General features: G+C 57.9%; 28 protein-coding genes. 13 read left to right on the forward strand and 15 right to left on the reverse strand.

Annotated features, from left to right (window positions below):
- Positions 1-2 precede the first annotated feature (2 nt).
- The gene (aat, locus tag BBB56_RS20710) at positions 3-695 is read left to right on the forward strand and encodes a leucyl/phenylalanyl-tRNA--protein transferase (protein ID WP_123802814.1); all 693 of its coding nucleotides are present in this window, start codon (positions 3-5) and stop codon (positions 693-695) included.
- 348 nt (positions 696-1,043) lie between these two features.
- Entirely contained in the window at positions 1,044-1,262 is a 219-nt protein-coding gene (infA, locus tag BBB56_RS20715; protein WP_002211347.1) for a translation initiation factor IF-1, read from the forward strand.
- Positions 1,263-1,351: 89 nt separating this feature from the next.
- On the opposite strand, the gene clpA is transcribed toward infA, so the two are convergent.
- Together clpA and clpS are read right to left on the reverse strand one after the other, a co-directional pair.
- Positions 1,352-3,628 carry an ATP-dependent Clp protease ATP-binding subunit ClpA gene (clpA, locus tag BBB56_RS20720; protein WP_123802815.1) on the reverse strand — a complete coding sequence of 759 codons (2,277 nt, stop codon included), beginning with the start codon at positions 3,626-3,628 and terminating at the stop codon, positions 1,352-1,354.
- 58 nt (positions 3,629-3,686) lie between these two features.
- A complete protein-coding gene (gene clpS / locus BBB56_RS20725; protein ID WP_123802816.1) occupies positions 3,687-4,007 on the reverse strand; it encodes an ATP-dependent Clp protease adapter ClpS in 321 nt (106 codons plus the stop codon).
- Between the two features lie 320 nt (positions 4,008-4,327).
- Between clpS and cspD the strand changes: the two genes are divergently transcribed.
- The 4 genes from cspD to ltaE all read left to right on the forward strand — a co-directional run bounded on the left by cspD (position 4,328) and on the right by ltaE (position 8,722).
- Positions 4,328-4,549 carry a cold shock-like protein CspD gene (gene cspD / locus BBB56_RS20730; RefSeq protein WP_123802817.1) on the forward strand — a complete coding sequence of 74 codons (222 nt, stop codon included), beginning with the start codon at positions 4,328-4,330 and terminating at the stop codon, positions 4,547-4,549.
- 191 nt (positions 4,550-4,740) lie between these two features.
- Entirely contained in the window at positions 4,741-5,640 is a 900-nt protein-coding gene (locus BBB56_RS20735) for a LysO family transporter (RefSeq protein ID WP_123802818.1), read from the forward strand.
- Positions 5,641-5,739: 99 nt separating this feature from the next.
- Entirely contained in the window at positions 5,740-7,461 is a 1,722-nt protein-coding gene (gene poxB, locus BBB56_RS20740; protein ID WP_123802819.1) for a ubiquinone-dependent pyruvate dehydrogenase, read from the forward strand.
- Between the two features lie 259 nt (positions 7,462-7,720).
- The gene (ltaE, locus tag BBB56_RS20745) at positions 7,721-8,722 is read left to right on the forward strand and encodes a low-specificity L-threonine aldolase (protein ID WP_123802820.1); all 1,002 of its coding nucleotides are present in this window, start codon (positions 7,721-7,723) and stop codon (positions 8,720-8,722) included.
- Here ltaE and BBB56_RS20750 read toward each other — a convergent pair.
- Together BBB56_RS20750 and BBB56_RS20755 are read right to left on the reverse strand one after the other, a co-directional pair.
- Positions 8,719-9,534: an N-acetylmuramoyl-L-alanine amidase gene (locus BBB56_RS20750; RefSeq protein ID WP_123802821.1), complete on the reverse strand. Its 816-nt coding sequence runs from the start codon at positions 9,532-9,534 to the stop codon at positions 8,719-8,721. The two genes, ltaE and BBB56_RS20750, sit on opposite strands and share 4 nt — an antisense overlap.
- Positions 9,531-9,851, reverse strand: coding sequence for a heavy metal-binding domain-containing protein (locus BBB56_RS20755; RefSeq protein WP_123802822.1), 321 nt, complete (start codon positions 9,849-9,851; stop codon positions 9,531-9,533). The genes BBB56_RS20750 and BBB56_RS20755 overlap by 4 nt, the downstream gene beginning before the upstream one ends.
- A gap of 107 nt (positions 9,852-9,958) precedes the next feature.
- Between BBB56_RS20755 and BBB56_RS20760 the strand changes: the two genes are divergently transcribed.
- From BBB56_RS20760 to BBB56_RS20785, 6 genes are all read left to right on the forward strand, one after another.
- Complete coding sequence (locus tag BBB56_RS20760) at positions 9,959-10,504, forward strand: lipoprotein (protein WP_123802823.1); 546 nt, start codon at positions 9,959-9,961, stop codon at positions 10,502-10,504.
- A gap of 209 nt (positions 10,505-10,713) precedes the next feature.
- The gene (gene artP, locus BBB56_RS20765) at positions 10,714-11,442 is read left to right on the forward strand and encodes an arginine ABC transporter ATP-binding protein ArtP (RefSeq protein ID WP_123802824.1); all 729 of its coding nucleotides are present in this window, start codon (positions 10,714-10,716) and stop codon (positions 11,440-11,442) included.
- A gap of 15 nt (positions 11,443-11,457) precedes the next feature.
- A complete protein-coding gene (artJ, locus tag BBB56_RS20770) occupies positions 11,458-12,189 on the forward strand; it encodes an arginine ABC transporter substrate-binding protein (RefSeq protein ID WP_123802825.1) in 732 nt (243 codons plus the stop codon).
- A 6-nt stretch (positions 12,190-12,195) separates the two neighbouring features.
- Positions 12,196-12,912: an arginine ABC transporter permease ArtQ gene (artQ, locus tag BBB56_RS20775; RefSeq protein ID WP_123802826.1), complete on the forward strand. Its 717-nt coding sequence runs from the start codon at positions 12,196-12,198 to the stop codon at positions 12,910-12,912.
- Positions 12,912-13,580: an arginine ABC transporter permease ArtM gene (artM, locus tag BBB56_RS20780; RefSeq protein ID WP_123802827.1), complete on the forward strand. Its 669-nt coding sequence runs from the start codon at positions 12,912-12,914 to the stop codon at positions 13,578-13,580. Before artQ ends, artM begins: the two co-directional genes overlap by 1 nt.
- 117 nt (positions 13,581-13,697) lie before the next feature.
- Positions 13,698-14,429, forward strand: coding sequence for an arginine ABC transporter substrate-binding protein (locus BBB56_RS20785; protein WP_123802828.1), 732 nt, complete (start codon positions 13,698-13,700; stop codon positions 14,427-14,429).
- A gap of 61 nt (positions 14,430-14,490) precedes the next feature.
- On the opposite strand, the gene rlmC is transcribed toward BBB56_RS20785, so the two are convergent.
- The 10 genes from rlmC to BBB56_RS20835 form a co-directional block, all read right to left on the reverse strand.
- Positions 14,491-15,642, reverse strand: a complete 1,152-nt coding sequence (gene rlmC, locus BBB56_RS20790; RefSeq protein ID WP_123802829.1) for a 23S rRNA (uracil(747)-C(5))-methyltransferase RlmC — start codon at positions 15,640-15,642, stop codon at positions 14,491-14,493.
- 50 nt (positions 15,643-15,692) lie between these two features.
- On the reverse strand, positions 15,693-16,160 hold the full coding sequence (locus BBB56_RS20795; RefSeq protein WP_123802830.1) for a YbjO family protein: 468 nt from the start codon (positions 16,158-16,160) through the stop codon (positions 15,693-15,695).
- Between the two features lie 74 nt (positions 16,161-16,234).
- The gene (gene potI, locus BBB56_RS20800; RefSeq protein WP_123802831.1) at positions 16,235-17,080 is read right to left on the reverse strand and encodes a putrescine ABC transporter permease PotI; all 846 of its coding nucleotides are present in this window, start codon (positions 17,078-17,080) and stop codon (positions 16,235-16,237) included.
- Complete coding sequence (gene potH, locus BBB56_RS20805) at positions 17,077-18,042, reverse strand: putrescine ABC transporter permease PotH (protein WP_123802832.1); 966 nt, start codon at positions 18,040-18,042, stop codon at positions 17,077-17,079. The genes potI and potH overlap by 4 nt, the downstream gene beginning before the upstream one ends.
- Positions 18,043-18,051: 9 nt before the next feature.
- Positions 18,052-19,185: a putrescine ABC transporter ATP-binding subunit PotG gene (gene potG, locus BBB56_RS20810; protein WP_158673953.1), complete on the reverse strand. Its 1,134-nt coding sequence runs from the start codon at positions 19,183-19,185 to the stop codon at positions 18,052-18,054.
- A 116-nt stretch (positions 19,186-19,301) separates the two neighbouring features.
- A complete protein-coding gene (potF, locus tag BBB56_RS20815) occupies positions 19,302-20,408 on the reverse strand; it encodes a spermidine/putrescine ABC transporter substrate-binding protein PotF (protein ID WP_123802834.1) in 1,107 nt (368 codons plus the stop codon).
- Between the two features lie 382 nt (positions 20,409-20,790).
- Positions 20,791-21,270 (reverse strand): YbjN domain-containing protein, encoded by a 480-nt coding sequence (locus tag BBB56_RS20820; RefSeq protein ID WP_123802835.1) that lies wholly within the window; start codon positions 21,268-21,270, stop codon positions 20,791-20,793.
- Positions 21,271-21,356: 86 nt separating this feature from the next.
- Complete coding sequence (gene rimK / locus BBB56_RS20825; RefSeq protein WP_123802855.1) at positions 21,357-22,259, reverse strand: 30S ribosomal protein S6--L-glutamate ligase; 903 nt, start codon at positions 22,257-22,259, stop codon at positions 21,357-21,359.
- Between the two features lie 18 nt (positions 22,260-22,277).
- Complete coding sequence (gene nfsA / locus BBB56_RS20830) at positions 22,278-23,000, reverse strand: oxygen-insensitive NADPH nitroreductase (protein WP_123802836.1); 723 nt, start codon at positions 22,998-23,000, stop codon at positions 22,278-22,280.
- Positions 23,000-23,269, reverse strand: a complete 270-nt coding sequence (locus BBB56_RS20835; protein WP_123802837.1) for a DUF1418 family protein — start codon at positions 23,267-23,269, stop codon at positions 23,000-23,002. Before BBB56_RS20835 ends, nfsA begins: the two co-directional genes overlap by 1 nt.
- A 195-nt stretch (positions 23,270-23,464) precedes the next feature.
- On the opposite strand from BBB56_RS20835, the gene BBB56_RS20840 reads away from it, so the two are divergent.
- Positions 23,465-23,722 (forward strand): GrxA family glutaredoxin, encoded by a 258-nt coding sequence (locus tag BBB56_RS20840; RefSeq protein WP_123802838.1) that lies wholly within the window; start codon positions 23,465-23,467, stop codon positions 23,720-23,722.
- 52 nt (positions 23,723-23,774) lie between these two features.
- Here the strand turns inward: BBB56_RS20840 and ybjM are convergent, their stop codons facing one another.
- Complete coding sequence (gene ybjM / locus BBB56_RS20845; protein ID WP_233593076.1) at positions 23,775-24,221, reverse strand: inner membrane protein YbjM; 447 nt, start codon at positions 24,219-24,221, stop codon at positions 23,775-23,777.
- Positions 24,222-24,359: the final 138 nt, after the last annotated feature.

Consider the following 24,359-nt stretch of genomic DNA (forward strand, 5'->3'; position numbering starts at 1 on the left):
CAATGAGACTGGTGCAACTGTCACGGGAATCCCTTCATTTTCCTCCACCTGAAATGGCGCTGCGCGAGCCGAACGGTCTGCTGGCGATGGGAGGCGATCTCTCCCCTGCCCGACTGCTGAGCGCCTATCAGCGCGGCATTTTTCCGTGGTTCTCTCCAGGCGATCCCATCCTGTGGTGGTCGCCGGATCCGCGCGCGGTGCTGCTGCCGGAAACCTTTCACCTGAGTCGCAGCATGGCGCGCTTCCATCGCCGCTCGCCCTATCGCGTCACCATGAATCAGGCCTTTTTCGACGTGGTCGAAGGCTGCGCCACAGGCCGTCAGGAAGGCACCTGGATTACGTTTGAAGTCAAACGGGCGTGGCAGCGGCTGTATGAGCTGGGCCACGCCCACTCAGTCGAGGTCTGGCAGGATCAGCAGCTGGTCGGCGGCATGTACGGGCTGGCGCTGGGGCAGATTTTTTGCGGCGAATCGATGTTTAGCCGCCGTGAGAATGCCTCAAAAACGGCACTGTGGGTATTTTGCCAGCATTTCATCAAACATCAGGGCAGGCTGGTGGATTGTCAGGTTTTAAACCCGCATACCGCCTCGCTGGGCGCGGTGGAGATCCCTCGCGTCGACTATTTACAGTACGTTCAGGCCCTTGCCTGGCAGCCCGTCAGCCCAGGCTGCTGGCGCACGCAAACGCTTTTTTGAGCCTGCGCAGATGTTTTGCACACAAGCAGGCGTAAAAGTGGTATAATAGTCGCGTTTGGTATGTCGTCCGCGCTTCGCAACGGCGAGCCGGAATTGCCAGGCTGGGAATCATAACGCACTCCCGGAACTGTTTCAGATGAGCGCGTGTTACCGCCTACTGATGCAGATTCTTAGCCCGCTAATCCCCCGCAGACGTCACATAAACACCCGAATTTAACCGAGATGCTCGTGCCTGACGCGCGAAGCACGGCGAAGCGTTGGCCTTATTGCCAACGTTTCTTTACATAAATCATGGAATTCGGCATTATCTTGCCGGTTCACTGAAAGCTAGTCCACCCAGAGGATTCGATGGCCAAAGAAGACAATATTGAAATGCAAGGTACCGTACTTGATACGTTACCTAACACCATGTTCCGCGTAGAACTTGAAAACGGGCACGTGGTTACCGCTCATATCTCCGGTAAAATGCGTAAAAACTATATCCGCATCCTGACGGGCGACAAAGTCACTGTTGAGCTGACCCCGTACGACCTGAGCAAAGGCCGCATTGTCTTCCGTAGTCGCTAAGCGGCTACAGTCTGCTTTCGCCGCCTGAACGGCGGTGAAAAAAAAGGCCAGATGCGAATCTGGCCTTTTCTATTTTTACATTACAGCACTCAGTGCACCGTTCCTTCCGTTTTGCGTTTTTCCGCGCTGAGGAAGTGATAGGTCAGCTGGTTCTTCTCTTTGTCGAGCGCCACCGAAACCGATCCGCCATCCACCAGCGAGCCGAACAGCAGTTCGTTCGCCAGCGGTTTTTTGAGGTTTTCCTGCACCGTACGCGCCATAGGACGCGCGCCCATCGCCTTGTCGTAGCCTTTCTCTGCCAGCCAGTCGCGCGCTTCGTCGCTGACCTCCAGGGAAACGCCCTTCGCATCCAGCTGAGCCTGTAGTTCGACAATAAATTTGTCCACAACCTGATGGATAACATCCGTTGACAGGTGACGGAACCAGATGATGTTGTCGAGACGGTTGCGGAACTCCGGCGTAAAGATCTTCTTGATCTCTTCCATCGCATCGGTGCTGTTGTCCTGCTGGATCAGGCCGATGGATTTACGCTCGGTTTCACGTACCCCGGCGTTAGTGGTCATGACCAGCACCACGTTGCGGAAGTCCGCTTTACGCCCGTTATTGTCGGTCAGCATACCGTTGTCCATGACCTGCAACAGCAGGTTAAAGACGTCAGGGTGCGCTTTTTCGATTTCGTCGAGAAGCACGACCGCGTGCGGATGTTTGATCACCGCATCGGTCAGCAGACCGCCCTGGTCAAAGCCTACATAGCCCGGAGGCGCGCCGATCAAGCGGCTCACCGTATGGCGTTCCATATATTCGGACATGTCGAAGCGCAGCAGCTCGATACCCAGCGCTTTCGCCAGCTGAACCGTTACCTCGGTTTTCCCGACGCCGGTTGGTCCGGCAAACAGGAAAGAGCCGACCGGCTTACGATCCTGCCCCAGTCCGGCGCGACTCATCTTAATCGCCTCGGTCAGCGCTTCGATGGCGTTATCCTGACCAAATACCAGCATTTTCAGACGATCGCCGAGATTTTTCAGCGTGTCGCGGTCGGTTGCGGAAACGCTCTTCTCAGGAATACGGGCAATGCGCGCCACCACGGATTCGATGTCCGCCACATTGATGGTTTTTTTCCGCTTGCTGACAGGCATTAAACGCGCCCGCGCGCCCGCTTCATCAATGACATCAATAGCTTTATCCGGCAGATGGCGGTCATTGATATATTTAACCGCCAGCTCCACCGCCGCACGCACGGCTTTCGCCGTATAGCGCACGTCATGATGCGCCTCATATTTCGGCTTCAGGCCGTTCAGGATCTGAACGGTTTCATCGACCGAAGGTTCAGTGATATCAATTTTCTGGAAACGACGCGCCAGCGCGCGATCTTTTTCAAAGATATTGCTGAACTCCTGATAGGTCGTCGAACCCATCACGCGAATTTTGCCGCTGGAGAGCAGCGGTTTGATCAGGTTAGCCGCATCCACCTGGCCGCCTGAAGCCGCGCCTGCGCCGATGATGGTATGGATTTCATCGATAAACAGAATGCTGCTGTTGTCCTGCTCCAGCTGTTTCAGCAGCGCCTTAAAGCGCTTCTCAAAGTCGCCGCGATATTTAGTGCCCGCCAGCAGCGAGCCGATGTCGAGCGAGTAGATGGTGCACTCTTTCATCACTTCCGGCACGTCGCCCTGCACAATACGCCAGGCGAGACCTTCCGCAATCGCGGTTTTACCGACGCCAGACTCGCCCACCAGCAGCGGGTTGTTTTTCCGACGACGGCACAGCACCTGAATGGTACGCTCCAGCTCTTTATCGCGACCGATCAGCGGATCGATACCGCCGACGCGAGCAAGCTGATTAAGATTGGTGGTGAAGTTTTCCATACGATCCTCCCCGCCTGCTTGCTCTTCATTGACCGGATTCTCATTATGGGGCGTCTGACCGGGTTCGTCTTTGCGCGTCCCGTGAGAAATGAAGTTCACCACGTCGAGACGGCTGACTTCGTGTTTACGCAGCAGATAGGCCGCTTGCGACTCCTGCTCGCTGAAGATGGCGACCAGCACATTGGCGCCGGAGACTTCGCTGCGGCCCGATGACTGGACATGGAACACCGCACGCTGCAACACGCGCTGGAAGCTGAGCGTAGGTTGAGTATCGCGCTCACCTTCGCTGACGGGCAGCACCGGTGTGGTCTGTTCGATAAAGGCTTCGAGTTCTTGCCGCAGAGCGACAATATCGACGGTACAGGCTTCCAGTGCCTCTCTGGCCGACGGGTTGCTGAGCAGTGCCAGCAACAAATGCTCGACGGTCATAAACTCATGACGGTGCTCACGCGCTCTGGCGAAAGCCATGTTTAAACTGAGTTCCAGTTCTTGATTGAGCATTAGGCACCTCCCCCAATTATCGCTCTGATAACCTCACCTTCACTATATGAGGGCGAGTTCAGGCTTTTTCCAGCGTACACAGCAATGGATGCTGATTCTCCCGCGCGTAATTGTTCACCTGAGCGACTTTGGTCTCCGCAACTTCGGCGGTAAACACACCGCAAATCGCCTTTCCATGGTAGTGAACTTTCAGCATCAGTTGCGTTGCACGTTCAACATCATAAGAAAAGAACTTTTGCAGAACGTCAATAACAAATTCCATAGGCGTATAATCGTCATTATTGAGAATGACTTTATACATTGAAGGCGGCTTCAGCCCCTCCTTCGCTTTATCTTCGGCCAGATGTTCAAAGTTAAGCCAGTCGTTAGTGTTTGCCATAATGTTCCGTTGAAATTCTGCATATCGGTACGGACGATTAACTGTCCATACGTAGAGTTTAACACGCCTGTCAAGCCCCCTCAGGCTGCGTTAATTTTTTGTCCCAAAACCCCCGCGCGACCTGTATCACAAAATTTGCAATAGCGTTAACTGCTTCAAATTTTGGCGATTTTATCGCCGCGCTCTCGGGTGGTTTGCTTGACGCAAGGGTCCATTTCTCTACATTCTACAGACACAAGCTGATTGAGTTTTAAACAAAACCGACTCACAGCTTCAACTACTCACCTGGTTATCAAAAGTCTTGCGAGGGAAGTAAAAGCATGGAGACAGGTACTGTTAAATGGTTCAACAACGCCAAGGGCTTCGGCTTTATCTGTCCGATCGGTGGCGGAGAAGACATCTTCGCACACTACTCTACGATTCAGATGGATGGTTACAGAACGCTAAAAGCCGGCCAACAAGTTCAGTTTGATGTTCATCAGGGTCCGAAAGGCAATCATGCCAGCCTGATTGTGCCGGTCGACGCGGCGGTGCATGTCTGAACGACCATCACCCCATTCTGAACACTCCCCCAAAAAATGCCAGCCGTACCGCTGGCATTTTTATTATCTGCGCACATGCGGTTAACTCGCCGTCGCCCGCCCTGGCGGCGCGCTGTCAGGTAACAGTTTACTCTCTCTGCCTTTTTCGCTAGCGTTGTCGCCACTTTTTTTGTATGGAAACGTCGCTCGCCATGTATTCAGGACTGCTAATTATTTTACTGCCGCTGGTTATCGGCTGGCTTTTGCCGCTGCGCCAGCCGACCGTGTTGCGCCTTGTAAATCGCCTGCTGGGCTGGATGGTCTATATCATTCTTTTCTTTATGGGCATCAGCCTCGCCTTTCTCGATAATCTCAGTCGTAATCTGCTCAGCGTGTTTCATATCGCGCTGACCTCTTCTCTGGCGATCCTGATCTGCAATCTACTGGCGCTGCGCCTGCTGGAAAAGCGTCGCCCCTGGCAGCACAAGCATAAGCAGGAAGCCCTGCCTTCGCGGCTACGCATGGCGCTCGACTCGCTGACGCTGTGCGGCGTGGTGGTGCTGGGCTTCCTGACGGGCCTGACGCAGCTGGCTTTTTTACGCCACGCCTCGACCGCCAGCGAATACGCGCTGATTTTCCTGCTGTTCCTGGTGGGCGTGCAGCTGCGCGGCAGCGGCATGACGCTTCGTCAGATCCTGCTAAACCGCCGCGGCATGATGGTATCGGTGGCGGTGTTGCTGAGCGCGCTGCTCGGCGGCGCGCTTGCCGCCGCGCTGCTGGGCCTGCCGCTCAACACCGGGCTGGCTCTCGCCAGCGGCTTTGGCTGGTATTCGCTCTCTGGCATTCTGATGACGGAGGCGTTTGGACCGGTGGTGGGCAGCGCCGCGTTCTTTAATGACCTGATACGCGAGCTTGTCGCCATCATGCTTATTCCCGGCCTGATTGCCCGACATCGCTCCAGCGCGCTGGGGCTGTGCGGCGCGACCGCGATGGATTTCACGCTGCCGGTGCTGCAACGCGCCGGCGGCAATGAGATCGTTCCGGCGGCCATTGTGCACGGCTTTGTGATGAGCCTGCTGGCGCCGCTGCTTATCGCCTTTTTCTCTGCCTGACCTAAAGCGCACTTTTTTACAGCTGCCTACGCGAAACTTCGTCCAGGCTTCTTCTTTGTCCGCCATCGGGAAGATGGCCTATTGCCAGAGGAGAGCATCATGAAGCAGACCGTTGCGGCGCTAATCGCAAAAACGCTGGAAAATGCAGGCGTTAAACGAATCTGGGGCGTCACCGGCGACTCCCTGAACGGGCTGAGCGACAGCCTGAATCGTATGGGCACCATTGAGTGGATGCCCACGCGGCACGAAGAGGTCGCCGCCTTTGCGGCGGGCGCAGAAGCGCACGTCAGCGGCGAGCTGGCGGTGTGCGCCGGTTCCTGCGGACCCGGCAACCTGCATCTGATTAACGGCCTGTTCGATTGTCATCGCAACCGCGTACCGGTGCTGGCGATTGCCGCGCACATCCCTTCCAGTGAAATCGGCAGCGGCTATTTTCAGGAGACCCATCCGCAGGAACTGTTCCGCGAATGCAGCCACTACTGCGAATTGGTTTCCAGCGCCGAGCAGCTTCCTCAGGTGCTGGGCATTGCCATGCGCAAAGCGATCCTGAACCGCGGCGTCTCGGTGATCGTACTGCCGGGCGATGTGGCTCTGAAGCCCGCTCCGGAGAGCGCCTCCGCCGAGTGGTACCCGCCGCAGCTGCCGCAGGTTCTGCCGCAGGAAGATGAACTGGCGCGGCTGGCGCAAACCCTTAATGAGGCGGGCAATATTACCCTGCTGTGCGGCAGCGGCTGCGCCGGCGCGCACCAGGAGGTGGTGCGGCTGGCAGAGACGCTAAACGCGCCTGTGGTGCATGCGCTGCGCGGCAAAGAGCATATCGAGTACGACAATCCCTATGACGTCGGTATGACCGGGCTGATCGGCTTTTCATCGGGCTACCACGCCATGATGAATGCCGACACGCTGGTGCTGCTCGGCACTAAATTCCCCTATCGCGCCTTTTATCCTGAACACGCAAAAATTATTCAGCTCGATATTAATCCCGGCAGCCTGGGGGCGCATTGCCATGTCGATCAGGCCTACACCGGCGCGGTGAAGCCGACGCTTCAGGCGCTGCTGCCGCGCCTCACGCAAAAAACCGATCGCCATCATCTCGATCGCGCGCTGGAACACTATGCCGATGCGCGTAAAGGGCTGGACGAGCTGGCGAACGCCAATGATAAACAGCCGATTCATCCGCAGTATCTGGCGCAGCAGATTAGCCGCTACGCCAGCGATGATGCGATTTTCACCTGCGATGTCGGCACGCCGACCGTCTGGGCCGCGCGCTATCTGAAGATGAACGGACGCCGTCGCCTGCTCGGCTCCTTTAACCACGGGTCGATGGCCAATGCCATGCCGCAGGCGCTTGGCGCGCAGGCGCTGGACCGCAGCCGTCAGGTGGTGGCGCTGTGCGGCGACGGCGGCTTTAGCATGCTGATGGGCGATTTTATAACGCTGGCGCAGCTAAAATTGCCGGTAAAGCTGGTTATCTTCAATAACAGCGTGCTGGGTTTCGTCGCCATGGAGATGAAAGCGGGCGGCTATCTCACCGACGGCACCGAGCTGGATAATCCTGACTTCGCCGCCATCGCCCAGGCCTGCGGCATTAAGGGGCTGCGCGTGGAAAAAGCCTCTGAGCTTAACGGCGCGCTGGAGCAGGCGTTCGCCCATCCAGGCCCGGTGCTGGTGGATGTGATTACCGCCAAAGAAGAGCTGGCGATGCCGCCGCAAATCAAGATGGAGCAGGCAAAAGGCTTTAGCCTCTATATGCTGCGCGCTATTCTGAATGGCCGCGGCGATGAAGTGGTGGAGCTGGCGAAAACCAACTGGCTGCGGTAAAAGAGAAAGAGCACGGCGGGCGTTGAGGTTTTTTCAGCCTGCCCGCGGTCTGCAATGCGGATGGCATGGGCAGCCAGCAAAGCGTTGCGCGTCAGGGGTAAAAACGCCGTATTGCTGGCCCGCCTCAGCGATAAGGCGTGTATCCGGACGGGCGGAACTGGCAGGGTGAGGTTGCCGCCGGCCCATGCCTGCCGCCTTCACACCTGCTGGTAATCTTGTCGGGCATTTACGCCCGCTTTTCTTTTCTCAGGAGAGAGACGTGATCGATTTACGCAGTGATACCGTGACCCGGCCGAGCGCCGCGATGTTGCAGGCCATGATGGCCGCAAAAACCGGCGATGACGTCTATCGTGACGATCCCACCGTGAACGCGCTGGAAGCCGAGGCCGCACGGCTTAGCGGTAAAGCGGCCGCGCTGTTCTTTCCTACCGGCACCCAGGCCAATCTGGTCGCGCTGCTGAGCCACTGCGAGCGCGGCGACGAATATATCGTCGGTCAGCAGGCGCATAACTACAAGTATGAAGCGGGCGGCGCGGCGGTGCTGGGCAGCATCCAGCCGCAGCCGATCCTTGCCGCCGAAGACGGCACCCTGCCGCTGGAGCAGGTGGCCGCCGCCATCAAGCCGGACGACATCCATTTTGCGCGCACGCGTCTGCTCAGCCTGGAGAACACGCATCACGGTAAGGTATTGCCGCTGGAGTATCTCGCCCGCGCCTTTGACTTTACCCGGGAGCGCAAGCTGGCGCTGCATATCGACGGCGCGCGCATCTTCAACGCGGTGGTCGCGCAGAATGTCACGCTGGAGGCGATTGCGCGCTACTGCGATACCCTGACGATCTGCCTGTCAAAAGGGTTAGGCACGCCGGTAGGATCGCTGCTGTGCGGCAGCGAGGCCTATATTGAACGCGCCCGGCGCTGGCGCAAAATGGCGGGCGGCGGGATGCGTCAGGCCGGTATTCTGGCCGCGGCGGGGCTGTATGCGCTGGAGCATAACGTCGCGCGCCTGAAAGAGGATCACGATAACGCCGCCTGGCTTGGTCAGCAGCTGCAACAGGCTGGCCTGGAGATCGTCGATCAGCAGACCAACATGCTGTTTGTGCGCGTGCCCGCTGACCAGGTTGAGGCGCTGAAAAGCTGGTTCGCCCAGCGCGAGGTGCTGCTGAGCCCAGGACCGGTGACGCGCATCGTCACCCACCTTGATGTGGATCGCCACGCGCTGGAGCAGGTGGTCGCCCACTGGAAGGCCTTCCTGCAACGCTAATCGCCATACTTCTCCACCAGCGCCTCGGCGATCGCCAGCGTTTCTGCGTCCGGCAAGCCGCGATAGTCCGCCGGACGAAAATGCATCTGAAAGGCCGCGATCAGCTGTTGCTGCTGACGCGGCGTCGTCGCGCCGCTGACGTCATAGCCATAGCGCGCCAGTGTCGACAGCAGCTTCTTTGCGTCTGCCGGCGCGTCCGCCGCCTGATCCGCTAAAAAATGCGCTACGCGCGAGGCGTCCGGCCAGGCGCCGGTGCCCTGCTGCGCCAGCTGGCGCCAGGGAAACAGCGGTCCGGGATCCTGCTTGCGCTGCGGCGCGATGTCGCTATGGCCGACGATATTTTCCGGCGCAATGGCGTAGCGCCGCGCAATATCCTTCAGCATAACGCCAAGCGCGGCGATCTGCGCCGGGGTAAAAGGCTGCCAGTCGCGTCCGGTCAGGACCGGCGTATAGCCGCGATTCACCAGCTCGATACCAATGGACGTGTCATTGATGCGCGTCGCGCCGCGCCAGTAGCTGGGTCCGGCATGCCATGCAAGCTGATCTTCCGGCACCAGCTGCCAGACCACGCTCTTCCCGCCGCGCTGTGCCGGCTGACGGGGAATCAAATAGTGGGCGCTGACATCGCGGTCAGTAAGCGTCGCCAGCGAAGAGGCAAAATCTTCGGCGGTATAGTGAATAACAATCACTTTAACGCGCGGCCTGGCGCCCCAGGCTGGATGCCGGGTATCGACCCAGTATCCCTGGCGCGACTCCAGACCGCTGTGGCAGCCCGCCAGCAGCAGCGCCAGCGCGGCTAACAGCCACCTCAACGCAGGATCACCGCCGTACCGCTGACGCTGACCATCAGCATACTGCCATCCTTGCCGACGGTTTCGTAATCAATGTCGATGCCGACTACCGCGTTGGCGCCCAGCGCCTTTGCCTGCGCTTCCAGCTCTTCAAAGGCGATCTCGCGCGCCTTGCGCAGCTCTTTCTCATAGGCACCGGAGCGGCCACCGACCACATCGCGAATACCGGCGAAAAAGTCGCGGAAAATATTGGCACCCAGGATCGCTTCGCCGGTCACAACGCCGCAGTAGTCGCTGATGCTGTGTCCTTCCAGGCCAGGCGTAGTGGAAAATTTCATCGCTCTCTCCTTTGGTGAAATAGGATGCAAGGCTCTTTCGACTAAAAAGCACGGCTATACTCTATGCTAAAAATGACGCTTTGCCAGTGAACAATAAGGAAATCGAGATGAGAAACAAAGCCTTTGCGCTGCTGATTCCCACTGCGCTGCTGCTCTCCGCCTGTACCACGGTTGAGCCAGTGATTAAGGACAATGGTCCCCGCACCGCGCCCTGCGTTGAAGGTGGTCCAGACAGCGTCGCGCAGCAGTTCTACGATCTGCGCATCCAGCAGCCCACGCCTGGTCTGCCGGGCAGCGATCAGCTGGCAAAATATCGCCCCTATCTGAGCGAACGTCTTTACAAGGCGCTGCAACAGGCCAGCGCGCACGGCGACAACGCCACGGCGCAGTGGCGCAGCAGCGATCTTTTCTCCAGCCTCCAGCAGGGTCCGGCAACCGCCAGCGTCGCAGACAGCTCAAGCATCCCGAACCGCGACGCGCGTAATATCCCACTGCGCGTCCAGCTTAGCCGCGATGGCAAAAGCTGGCAGGATGAGGTCCTGATGATCCACGAAGGGACCTGCTGGGTGGTGGATGACGTGCGCTACGCGGCCGACTGGCCGCATCCGGGCGGCGGCACCCTTAGCCAGACGCTGGAGCAGGCCGCTAAATAATTTTCGGCAACACAAGAGACGCGTCGCCTGGCGGCGCGTTTTTTTTTGCCTCGGACCGCGCGGCTGCCCGGCCAGCCGTCAGGTGACGCGATAATGTGCTACGCTTTACCTGTTTCGCTATAGATTAATAAATTTTAACCCACTTCATTTGCATAACTATTCTGGTGCGGTTAAGATTCGCGGCACTAATGGCTATTCAAAATTTGCGCATGAGTATTCAACTACACGGGATTAACTGCTTTTACGGCGCGCATCAGGCGCTGTTTGACATCAATCTGGCTTGCCCGCAAGGCGAAACGCTGGTGCTACTCGGCCCAAGCGGCGCGGGGAAAAGCTCACTCCTGCGCGTGCTTAACCTGCTGGAGCAACCGCGCTCAGGCAGCCTGCAAATCGCCGGTAATCATTTCGACTTTAGCAAAACGCCTTCTGACGCCGCGATCCGCGAACTGCGTCAGAACGTCGGCATGGTCTTCCAGCAATATAACCTCTGGCCGCATCTGACCGTGGTACAGAATCTGATCGAAGCGCCCTGCCGCGTGCTGGGTCTCAGCAAGGCCGAAGCGCGCGCCCGCGCGGATAAGCTGCTGGAGCGCCTGCGCCTGACGCCCTACGCCGATCGTTTTCCTCTGCACCTTTCCGGCGGCCAGCAGCAGCGCGTCGCTATCGCGCGCGCCCTGATGATGGAGCCGCAGGTGCTGCTGTTCGATGAGCCGACCGCCGCGCTCGACCCAGAGATCACCGCGCAGATCGTCAGCATTATTCGCGAGCTGGCGAGGACGCAAATCACCCAGGTTATCGTGACGCACGAAGTCGAAGTGGCGCGCAAAACCGCCAGCCGCGTCGTCTATATGGAGAACGGCCATATCGTAGAACAGGGTGACGCCAGCCGATTTACACAGCCGCAAACCGAGGCGTTTGCACATTATCTTTCGCATTAAGTCAGGAAGCTCTACATGAAAAAAATCGTACTTGCTGCACTGCTTGCTGGTCTGAGCCTGAGCGCGTCTGCGGCGCAGACTATTCGCTTCGCCACTGAAGCCTCTTACCCTCCGTTTGAATTTGTTGACGCCAGCAATAAGATTCAGGGCTTTGACGTCGACCTGGCGAATGCGCTCTGTAAAGAGATGGACGCCACCTGCACCTTTACCAATCAGGCGTTCGATAGCCTGATCCCCAGCCTGAAGTTCCGCCGTTTCGACGCGGTAATGGCCGGTATGGACATCACCCCGGAGCGCGAAAAGCAGGTGCTGTTCAGCAAGCCTTACTATGACAACTCAGCGCTGTTTATTGCGCAGAAAGGCAAGGTAGCGGATGTGGCGGCGCTGAAAGGCAAACGCGTCGGCGTGCAGAACGGCACCACGCATCAGAAATACCTCAACGATCAGCATGGCGATATCACCACTGTGCCTTACGACAGCTACCAGAATGCGGTGCTTGACCTGAAAAATGGTCGTATCGACGCGGTCTTCGGCGACACGGCCGTGGTTAATGAGTGGCTGAAGCAGAATGCGAACCTGGCGGCGGTAGGTGAAAAAGTCACGGATAAAGCCTACTTCGGCACCGGGCTGGGCATCGCCGTCCGTCAGGGCAACACGGAACTCCAGGCGAAATTCGATGCCGCGCTGGAGAAAGTGAAGGCCGACGGCACCTATAAAACGATCTACAGCAAATGGTTCCAGCAGTAATTACCGATGAGTGAGTTCTATCCTCTCGCCAGCGCCGCCGGTATGACCGTCGGCCTCGCTGTATGCGCGCTGATCGCCGGCCTCGTGCTGGCGATGATTTTTGCCGGCTGGGAATCGCTGCGGCTGAAGCCGCTGGCCTGGACAGGTACGGCGCTGGTTACCTTGATTCGCGGCCTGCCAGAGATTCTGGTGGTGCTCTTTATCTACTTCGGCGCGTCACAGCTGCTGCTGATGCTCTCCGACGGCTTTACCCTGAATTTCGGCCTGTTCCAGCTACCGGTACAGATGACCATCGAAAATTTCGACGTCAGTCCGTTTTTGTGCGGCGTCATTGCTCTGGCGATCCTCTACTCCGCTTACGCGTCGCAAACCCTGCGCGGCGCGCTGAAGGCGGTGCCTCAGGGACAGTGGGAATCGGGTCAGGCGCTGGGCATGAAAAAGTCCGCTATTTTCCTGCGTCTGATTATGCCGCAGATGTGGCGTCACGCCCTGCCCGGTCTCGGCAATCAGTGGCTGGTGCTGCTGAAAGATACCGCGCTGGTGTCGCTGATTAGCGTGAACGATCTGATGCTTCAGACCAAAAGCATTGCGACGCGCACCCAGGAACCCTTTACCTGGTTTCTGATTGCCGCAGCGATTTACCTGGTGATTACGCTGCTGAGTCAGGCGGTGCTGCGTCGTATTGAGCTGCGTACCACGCGTTTCGAGCGGGGGAACGGCTAATGCTGAGTTATTTGCCTGAAATTCTGAAAGGGCTGCATACCAGCCTGACGCTCACCCTGGCGTCGCTGCTGGTGGCGCTGGTGCTGGCGCTGCTGTTTACGGTAGTGCTGTCGCTGAAAACGCCGCTGCTCAGTCCGCTGGTGAAGATCTATATTACCCTGTTCACCGGCACGCCGCTGCTGGTGCAGATCTTCCTGATTTACTACGGGCCCGGTCAGTTCCCCAGCCTGCAAAGCATTCCCTGGCTGTGGCATCTGCTGTCGCAGCCGTGGCTGTGCGCCATGCTGGCGCTGTCGCTTAACAGCGCGGCCTACACCACGCAGCTGTTCTATGGCGCAATGCGCGCTATTCCGTCGGGTCAGTGGCAATCCTGCGCCGCGCTGGGGATGAATCGCAAAGATACGCTGCGTATTTTGCTGCCCTATGCCTTTAAACGCGCCCTCTCTTCTTACTCCAATGAGGTGGTGCTGGTGTTTAAAGGCACCTCGCTCGCCTACACCATTACGCTGATGGAAGTGATGGGCCACGGTCAGCTGCTCTATGGCCGTACCTACGACGTTATGGTCTTCGCCGCTGCCGGCCTGGTCTATCTGGTGGTCAACGGCCTGCTGACGTTAATGATGCGGCTGATTGAACGGCGCGCGCTGGCTTTTGAGCGCAGAAATTAATAACCAGGCGAGCATTGCTCGCCTTTTTAATTTTTTACTCACAAATATTGCATAAAGATGCATTAGCTGGCATCGTGTAACCCGTTCCGCCTCTGGCATAAGTATCAGGAGTTACCGATGAAAAAATGGATCCTTGCCGCCGCTCTGGCATCGCTGGCAATGAGCGCCCACGCAGCAGAAAAAATTCGTTTCGCCTCGTCCGCCACCTACCCGCCGTTTGAATCGCTTAACAGCGCCAATGAGATCGTCGGGTACGACATCGATCTGGCCAAAGCGCTGTGTCAGCAGCTACAGGCGGAGTGCACCTTTACTAATAATGCCTTTGACAGCCTGATCCCGTCGCTGAAGTTTCGCCGTTTCGACGCGGTTATCTCTGGAATGGACATCACTGACGAGCGCAGCAAACAGGTGGACTTTACCCAGCCCTACTACGCCAACTCGGCCATAGTGATCGCGCAAAAAGGCAAATTCAGCGATATGGCCGCGCTTAAGGGGAAACGCATCGGCGTCGAGAACGGCACGACGCATCAGAAATATTTGCAGGAAAAACATCCTGAAATCACCACCGTTTCCTATGACAGCTATCAGAATGCCATTCTGGATATGAAAAACGGCCGCCTTGACGGCGTATTTGGCGACACGGCGGTGGTGAATCAGTGGCTGAAAACCAACAGCGGCTTAGCGCCGGTTGGCGAACACGTCACCGATAACGCCTATTTCGGCACCGGCCTGGGCATTGCGGTGCGCAAAGGAGATAGCGCGCTGCGCGACAAACTCAACGCGGCGCTGGCAACGCTGAAGAGCAACGGCACGCTGCAACAGCTGAACCAGAAGTGGTTCCCTGAGTAATACGGCTATGGGCCAGCGGACAGACGTCTGATCGGTTCTGCAACGTCCTCAGCTCAGACGCTCAGGACGCTGGCCCACCCTCTCCTTTTCCCTGGCGCACCAGCAGGCTCAGCACTTCAAAGTGCGCGGTGTGCGGAAACATGTCAAACAGCTGCACGCGCTCGACGCGGTAATCGGGCAGACGGGCCAGATCCTGCGCCATGCTCTCTGGATTGCAACTGGAATAGAGAAGGTAGTCCGGGGCCATGCGGCTCAGATACGCGCACAGCGCTTCGCCGATGCCGCGGCGGGGCGGATTGACCAGCACCAGATCCGGCACCTTATCGCGCCCGGTGGCGAACGCAGTGGAATCCAGCGCGGCGAAGCTGACGTTTTCCAGCCCCAGCATCGCTGCCGAGCGCTGCGCGCAGGCGATCGCTTCCGCACTAATCTCGATACCGGTCAGCTGCATCTGCGGCGTGGCGCAGTGCAGGCCAAAGCCGCCGACGCCGCAGAACAGATCCCACATGCTGCTGATAGTGAGTTCGCCAACCCAGTCGCGCGCGGCGGCGTAGAGCGCCGCCGCGACCTGCGGGTTAGTCTGGAAAAAACTTTGCGGGCGGATCCACAGCGGCACATTGTTAAAGCTTTCCGCCAGCGACTGCGACGGCGTCAGCGCAATCTCTTCATCTCCCTCCAGAATCGCCATATGCACGGGCTGAATATTGGCGGAGATCACCTTAAGCTGCGGCAGCTGCCGTTGCAGCCACGGCAGCGCCGCGCGCAGCTGTTCAAGCTTCTCTCTGGAGCGCAGCACGAAGCGCAGCATCATGCCGCCCTGGGTGCTTTCGGTCAGCAGCAGAAATTTCAGCTCTCCCCGCCTGCGCGCCACGTTATAGGGAGTCAGTCCCGCGCGGGCGATAAAGGGCTTCAGGGCGGCGAATACCGGCGCGAAACTGGACGGATAGAGCGGGCAGTCACACAGGTCTACCGTGCTGCCGTCGCGCTGCACCATGCCCAGCACCGGGCGCTCCACGCTGCCGCTTACCACCATTTTCGCTTTGTTGCGAAACGCCTGCTGCGCCGAGGTGACCGGCGGCAGCCACTGCGCCACCGGCTGCTGCGCCAGCAGCGCCGTTAGCCGCGACTGCTTGTCGCTGAGCTGTTGCGAATAGGGTTTTTCCAGCCACTGACATGAGCGGCAGCGGTCAGCGTCATAAAGCGCGCATTGCATCGGGTAAGGCCTGTATTGTTCTCAGGAAGGTCGGGCGGAGCGCGATTGTATCACCGCCTGCGGAAAAATGCGCGGCTGGTGGCGGGCAGGAACAGCAGCCCCAGTACCAGCAGATCGGGCAGCTTTTGCAGCAGCGTATGGTGAATGATTTGCGCGTTATTCGCGCCGCTGATGCTGAAAATTTCCGGATAGACGCCGCCGGTCGAGGCCGTCAGCATATAAAGCAGCACCACCAGCTGCGTAGCGGCAAAGCCCCAGCGGCCCGGATTGCTGCCGCGCAGCAGCAAAAAGGCGCAGCGCAGTTCGTAAAAGAAGATCAGCTGGCTGGCGATAAAAATCAGGGTCGAATCCCACGCCTGCGCGCTGCGGTGAACAAAGTTCGCTATCTCTTCCAGGCCCAGCTCATTCGCCAGCATCAGCACGCTCAGGCAGCGGGTGGCGATAATGGCGATGCCCGCTACCGTTACCGGGACGGGCGCAAGAGAGAGAAAATCACTGTTCTTCAGGGTTTCCGACATGGTTGACTCCGTAACCGCACCTGTACGCGGCGGAAAAAATCCGCCCGCACTTATAGTGGCAAAAGTCAGCCATTTCAGCCACGTCTGGCTTTCTGAATATCGCGGATTCGCTGTTTTTCTTCGTGCGCCATCCAGCGCCAGGCGATAAATCCGACCAGTCCGACGATAAACAGGATCAGCGAAGCCAGCGCGTTGATTTCCGGATTGACGCCGCGCCGCACGGTAGCAAAAATCGCCATCGGCAAGGTGGTGGCGCCCGGTCCGGTGACAAAGCTGGCGATGACCAGATCGTCCAGCGACAGCGTAAAGGCCAGCAGCCAGCCTGTTACAATCGCCGGCGCAATCATGGGCACGGTAATCACAAAGAAGACCTTGAGCGGCGTGGCGCCTAAGTCCATGGCCGCCTCCTCAATCGAGCGATCCAGCTCACGCAGGCGTGAGTTGATCACCACGGCGACGTAGGCGGTACAGAAGGTCACGTGCGCCAGCCAGATAGTCAGCATGCCGCGATCGCTCGGCCAGCCGAACGCGTTGCCCATGGCCACGAACAGCAGCAGCAGCGACAGCCCGGTGATAACGTCCGGCATAACCAGCGGCGCCGTCAGCATAAAGGCGAAGCCGGTGTGGCCGCGAAAGCGGCCAAAGCGCACCACCACCACCGCCGCCAGGGTGCCCAGCACCACCGCCATGGTCGCGCTCAGCGCCGCAATGGTCAGGCTAAGCCCCACCGCGTCCAGCATCGCCTCATCCTGGAACAGCACGTGATACCAGTGAAACGAAAAGCTTTCCCACACCGTTACCAGCTGTGAGCTGTTAAAGGAGTAGATCACCAGCAGCAGCATCGGCGCATAGAGAAACAGGAAACCACACGCCAGAATAGCGGTACGCCACGGCGAGCGAATCGCAGGTAGCTGATTCATGCCTTCTCTCCTGTTGCCCGATTTTGATGTTTATGGAACCAGACGATAGGCAGGATCAAAATCAGCAGAATAATCACCGCCAGCGCCGAAGCGACCGGCCAGTCGCGGTTATTGAAAAACTCCTGCCACAGGATACGGCCAATCATAATGCTGTCCGGACCGCCCAGCAGCTCCGGAATCACGTATTCGCCCACCGCAGGAATAAACACCAGCATCGAACCGGCGATAATGCCGCCTTTGGTCAGCGGCACAATGACGCTGAAAAAGGTTTTCAGGGGCTTTGCGCCGAGATCGAGCGAGGCCTCGACCAGCGAATAGTCAATGCGCGTTAGCGCGGTATAGATCGGCAGCACCATAAACGGCAGATAGCAGTACACAATGCCGATATAGACCGCCGTGTTGGTATAGAGGATGACCAGCGGATGGTCAATGACCCCCAGCCACAGCAAAAAGCGGTTCAGGATGCCGTTGTTATTCAGCAGCCCCATCCAGGCGTAGACGCGCACCAGGAAAGAGGTCCATGACGGCAGGATCACCAGCAGCAGCAAAATAGTTCGCATTGAGGGCTTGCTGTGCGCCACCGCCCAGGCGAGCGGATAGCCAACCAGCAGGCAGATCAGGGTCGAGACCGCCGCGACCTTGAGCGATTGCAGATAGGCGTCAACGTACAGCGGATCGTCGGTCAGCGTCAGGTAGTTGCCGAGATTCAGCACGATATTCAGCTGATCGTCGGCCCAGCTAATCAGCTCGGTATAGGGCGGAATAGCGCGCGCAATATCGGCGAAGCTGATTTTCACCACGATTAAAAAAGGCAGCAGGAAAAACAGCACCAGCCAGACGTAAGGCAGCGCGATCGCCAGCTTGCGGCCGTGATGCATTTTCATGCGCGTCGCCCAGCGCTGCAAGGGTGTGCCCGCCAGCCGTGCGCCCGGCGGTTTGCTGGAGTGAAATAGTTGGCTCATTGCGTCTCCTTAAGCCGTCAGGACCACACAGCTGTCAACATCCCAGCAGAGGCGCACTTCGTCGCCCCAGGTCGGCTGCCCTTTGCGAAAACGATGGGCATTCTGCAACTGGGCGCTGATCATCTGTCCGCTTTTCAGCCGGACGTGATAGATCGAGAGATCGCCGAGATAGGCAATATGCACCACTTCCCCCACGGCAAAGTTGTAGCCGTCCGCCGGCACGTCTTCGCACAGCATCACTTTTTCCGGACGCAGCGCGACGTGCACCGGCACGTTATCCAGCACAGACACGTCAGAATCGACCTTCAGCGGATGCACCAGCCCAGGGCTGTCGATCACCAGGCCATTTTCCTGCCGGTCGCGCAGCAGGCCGCTGAATACGTTCACCGATCCGATAAATTCGGCGCTGTACACCGTGGTCGGGTGCTCGTAGATTTCTTCTGGCTCGCCGATCTGCACGAACTTGCCGCGATTCATAATGGCGATACGCCCCGCCATGGTCATCGCCTCTTCCTGATCGTGGGTCACCATTACGCAGGTCGCGCCGACGCGTTCAAGAATATCCACCACCTCCAGCTGCATCCGGTCGCGCAGTTTTTTATCCAGCGCGCCCATAGGCTCGTCGAGCAGCAGCAGCTTGGGACGCTTCGCCAGGCTGCGCGCCAGCGCCACGCGCTGACGCTGGCCGCCTGAAAGCTGGTGCGGCTTGCGCTTCGCGAACTCCTGCATATGCACCAGCGCCAGCATCTCCTGCACGCGCGCGGCGATTTCGCCTTTTGGCAGCTTGTCCTGCTTTAGACCAAACGCGATATTCTGCTCAACCGTCATATGCGGAAATAGCGCATAGGACTGAAACATCATATTAACCGGCCGCTGGTAAGGCGGAACGTGGGAAAGGTCCTGTCCGTCCAGCACAATCTGGCCGCTGGTTGGCGGCTCAAAGCCGGCCAGCATACGCAGCAGCGTCGATTTTCCGCAGCCGGAGGCTCCAAGCAGCGCGAAAATCTCGCCTTTGTAAATAGTCAGGCTGACGTCATCAACGGCGTGCTGCCCGTCAAAGGATTTCGTCAGGTTGCGGATCTCCAGCAGCGGCGTCAGCGCCTTTGCGGTTTTAGGTTGGGGACGAGGGATCGCGTCGTTCACTAACAGTTCACTCCGGTCTACGCGGAACGGCTAAGCCAGCCGCAAAAAAAGGAAAACAGAGGCCAGCGCAGCGCCTCTGTTCCAGGTTGTAAGCTTGCGAGTGCGTAAAAAGCCGCTTATTTTCCGCTTTTCACGCGCGTCCATGCACGGGTGCGCGCGCGATCCAGCTTCGGATCCTGCACCTTCAGCACAAACAGCTTCGACATCGCCTCTGGCGTCGGGAAGATGCCAGGGTTGTTGCGGATGTCGGCATTAATCAGCGGCAGCGACGCCTTGTTACCGTTAGCGTAGGACATCTTGTTGGAAACGTCGGCAATCACTTTCGGATCCATGATGTAGTTCAGCCACTGGTAGGCCGCATCCAGGTTTTTCGCGTCTTTGGGAATCGCCATCATATCGAAGAAGGCCAGCGCCCCCTCTTTCGGCACGCTGTAAGCCAGATGCACGCCGTTTTTCGCCTGCTCAGCGCGGTTTTTCGCCTGCAAAATATCGCCGGACCAGCCAATAGCGACGCAGGTGTTGCCGTTGGCCAGATCGTTGATGTACTGCGAAGAGTGGAAGTAGCGAATGCTCGGACGCAGCTTCAACAGCAGATCGGTGGCGGCGCCCGAATAATCTTTGCTGTCTGAGCTGTTCGGATCTTTGCCCAGGTAGTTCAGCACGGTTGCGAAAATTTCCTCTGGCGCATCAAGGAAAGAGACGCCGCAGCTTTTCAGTTTTTCGAGGTTTTCCGGCTTCAGCACCAGATCCCAGCTGTTTACCGGCGCGTCAGCGCCCAGCGCCGCCTTGACCTTATCTACGTTATAGCCGATACCGGTAGTGCCCCACAGATACGGGATAGCGTATTTATTGTCAGGATCGTGCTGCGAGACTTTCTTCATCAGCTCAGGATCGAGGTTTTTATAGTTGGGCAGTTTGCTTTTATCCAGCGGCTGAAACACGCCGGATTGCAGCTGGCGCGCCAGAAAGCTTGAGGACGGCACCACGACATCGTAGCCGGTGCTGCCTGCCATCAGTTTGCCTTCCAGCACTTCGTTAGAGTCGAAGACGTCGTAGACCACTTTCGTGCCGGTCTGTTTTTCAAAATTCGGCACGGTGTCCGCCGAGATATAATCTGACCAGTTGTAAACGTGCAGCGTTTTATCTTCCGCCATCGATCCCGCAGAGGCGACCATCAGTACGCTGGCAATCGCACCTGACAACCATTTTTTTTGATTAGACATCTTTTTATTTCCTCCTGAGCGGATCATCAAAGCCGGTCAAATTCGACCCCAGCGCGGCTGGGCTGTGCGCTAATTCCAGACACAATGAATCAATATTCATTGAGAGTTTAATAGTAAAAACTGATAGCTGCGTTACGGATCCACGTACTACGCAGCCCCGCAAGAATAGCCCCCCGCCCTTTGCGGCACCATACCCCAGCTTAAAAAACGCCTTTTAGCGATAGGTTATGCATGTTTGTGCTATGAGGTCTGGCAGGATTGGCATAAACCACGAGAAATATCTGGCAATAGCGGGCGAAACGCAGAATAAAAAATGGCAGGGCTGAAAACAAAAACTGCCGCATAAAGCGGCAGTTGAGGCGAGACGAAAAAGGGGGCTGGCTTAGTGCAGCAGCGAATGGCTGAAGCTGGTCAGCGGACGCTCCTCTTCCTCCCCCATCATCAGTAAATTGTTGGCGAAGGCTTCCATAATCACCATGGAAACCTGCTCTTCACTCTGCTTCATAAAGCTGGCGAACTGACCGAAGGTTAAACCGGCGCTGGTGCCAAGCGACTGGCAGACAATCAGTTTAGGCAGGTTGTCGTCCTGAATGTCGATAAAGGCTTTCACCGTCAGCGAGCTGGCGTTAATTTGCGACAGGTCGCCGACCAGCGGAATCAACGCCGTCGGCTTCACTTCCGCCAGCGCAGAGAAAAGAATAACGTTGTCGACCAGATCGATTTTGGCGTCAAACACCCCGTCGAAATTTTGCATGTGCGGCAGATGAAGTGCCTGACAGGCATCACATTCGAACCAGGTGATATTTTGCTGATCCAGCCAGCGACGCAACAGGTCGATATCCGGAACGACAAGAGAATCCATCGTAGTGTCCCAAGGGGTGAATAAACAGGCGCTAAGCTTACGGAAAAAAAGCGCCCGATGCTACGAAAACCGCTGACAAGCGCCTTTCAGCCGCCGGTTTTAAGACTGAAACCGGGTAAAGCGTTCCGCTCTGTCCAGCTAATCATCAGGCCCGCAATATCGAGGCCGGTGACGGTTTCAATGCCCTCCAGCCCAGGCGAGGCGTTCACTTCCATCACCAGCGGGCCGCGACGGGCGCGCAAAATATCGACGCCCGCCACGTCCAGCCCCAGCGTCATCGTGGCTTTCACTGCGATGGCGCGCTCCTGAGGCGTAATCTCTACCGGGTACGCTTTGCCGCCCCGATGCAGGTTGGAACGAAAATCGCCCTCTTTCGCCTCGCGCTCGATCGCGGCGACCACCTCCCCGCCAATAACCAGGCAGCGCACGTCGCGTCCCTGCGCTTCCTGAATAAACTCCTGCACCAGAATATGGGCGTTCAGGCCGCGAAAGGCGTCGATCACGCTCTCCGCGGCCTGCCGCGTCTCCGCCAGCACCACGCCGATGCCCTGCGTGCCCTCCACCAGCTTCACCACCAGCGGCGCGCCGCCCACCATGGCGATCAAGTCCTGGGTGTCGTCGGGCGACGAGGCGAAACCGGTGACCGGCATATCGATCCCCTGCCGCGCCAGCAGCTGCAACGAGCGCAGCTTGTCGCGCGCGCGGGCGATCGCCAGCGACTCATTGAGTGGATAGCTGCCGCACATCTCGAACTGCCGCAGCACCGCTGTACCGTAAAAGGTTATCGCGGAGCCGATGCGCGGGATCACCGCGTCGAAATGGCCGAGCGGTTCGCCGCGGTAGTGCACGGCGGGCGACGCCGGGTTGATATTCATATAACAGGAGAGCGGATCGATGATCTGAATAAAATGCCCGCGCCGTTCGGCGACCTCACGCAGACGCCGGCAGGAGTAAAGCTCCCCGTCACGCGACAGGATGGCAATTTTCATCATCGAACCTCTCAGAAATTAGCGCGTCGCCCAGCCCTGCTGGTGCAGATAGTCGAGCATAAAGGGACGCGTCTCTTTGATGATCAGACGCTGAATCAGCTCGCTCCAGGTTTCGCTGCGCTGGTTGCTGTCGCGCTGCTCGTAGTAGATTTCCGTGCGCTTATCGTAGTCAGCCAGCACCTGCGGGTCTACAGGTTGATAACGGTTTTCGTGCACCAGCATCGCCTGCGGCAGACGAGGCTTGGTATCCGGCACGCTGGCCGGGTAGCCGATGCAGAAGCCAAACAGCGGCAGCACGAATTTTGGCAGGCCGAGCAACTCCGTCACCTCAGCAATGCTGTTACGCACACCGCCGATAAATACGCCGCCCAGGCCGAGCGATTCCGCCGCGACCATGGCGTTTTGCGCCATCAGAGCGGTATCCACGCAGCCGAGCAGCAGCTGCTCGGCGCGTCCCAGCTGCGCATCGGGGCAGATCTGCAAGTGACGGTTAAAATCGGCGCAGAAAACCCAGAACTCCGCGGCGTCTGCGACCCACTGCTGCCCGCCGGTCAGCTTAACCAGCTGCTGGCGCAGCGCCGGGTCGGTCACGCGAACAATGGAGGAGCATTGCAGAAAGCTGGAGGTGGAGGCCGATTGCGCCGCGGCGATAATCGCCTCTCGCTGTTCCGCGCTGATAGCCTGATCGGTAAAGGCGCGAATGGAACGGTGGCTGCACAATAGATCGATAGTGGGTGTCATTAAGGTCTCCGGCGAGTGTGATTTTTTTTATCGGTGCGGCCAAACAGCTGCGGCGCCATGGCTCTGGCCGTGCGCCACATCATGAGCCAGGCGGCGGGCAGCATCAGCAGTATGCCCGTCGTCAGCAGCGCAGTGGCCAGCGTCTTGTTGTCGATACCGGTCGGTGCCGGCAGCCAGTGGTTCGCGAGCAGCAGCGCGCCGAGCACCAGCAGGCCGCCGAGCGCCTCCATCAACAACAGCGCTTTGGGTAAAGGCGCCAGATTTCGCATACTGTTCTCCTGCGTCGCACCGGGTTCAGGCCGTCAATTATGGTCAAGCTTCATAAACTTGCATAGACGACGCGCATCAGACTAACAGGCATTTCCTGCTTTCTTTAAGCGGTTCGAGCGGGCATGATGTTGACCATCCATCCTGATATAGTGTGAGATAAATCACATTATTTGGCCCGAATTAAGGAGCATGTCATGGTTACTGTCATTTTTGGTCGTCCGGGTTGCCCGTACTGCGTGCGCGCAAAAGAGCTGGCTGACAAGCTTAGCGCCGAGCGTGACGACTTTAGCTATCAGTATGTGGACATCCAGGCGGAAGGTATTACGAAAGCGGATCTGGAAAAAAGCGCGGGCAAACCGGTCAGCACCGTGCCGCAAATCTTTGTTGATGAGCAGCATATCGGCGGCTACACCGACTTTGCGGCCTGGACTCAGGCTAATCTCAGCGCCTAATCCGCTGCGCGCAACGCAACGGGCCGCTCTGGCCCGTTTTTTTATCAGGCTGTCAGCGCCAGACGATGCGCAGCAGCCGCACCAGCAGCGCCCCGCTGCCCGCCCAGAACACCGCACTTAAATTCCAGACCAGCAGAATCACCCAGTTGGTATGCGCCAGCAGCGCGCTATTCAGCATGACGGATCCGGCCAGCGTTCCCCAGAAAGCCATCAGCAGGGTACTTTTCAACGGGCTATCGACATGCAACAGCGCCATCATCATACCCGGCAGTAAAAACAGTAACAGTTCAGGCTGCCCATGCAGCGCAGACGCGCCCATCAGCCAGCTGCGATGCGCATAGATAAATACCAGACTGTAGAGCGCAACGCCTAATATTGCACCAGTCCAGTGTAAGGAACGCCGCGGCATATCACCCCACTTATCAAAAACCATCATACCGATAACAACATGCTGAGAACTGGTGGAAATCAAATGAAACAGGCCATTCGCGTAATTCATTTCTCACTAATGGCTGAGGAGGAATTTTATGATTAGAATATCCGCCGTTTAATACTGCTTTGTTACTATCTACCAGGCGGCTTAGTAGGCAACCCGCACAAGATAGCCAAAAAAAAGCCCAACATCAACCACTTACAC

The sequence above is a fragment of the Candidatus Pantoea deserta genome, from assembly GCF_003813865.1.
GTDB lineage: Bacteria > Pseudomonadota > Gammaproteobacteria > Enterobacterales > Enterobacteriaceae > Pantoea > Pantoea deserta.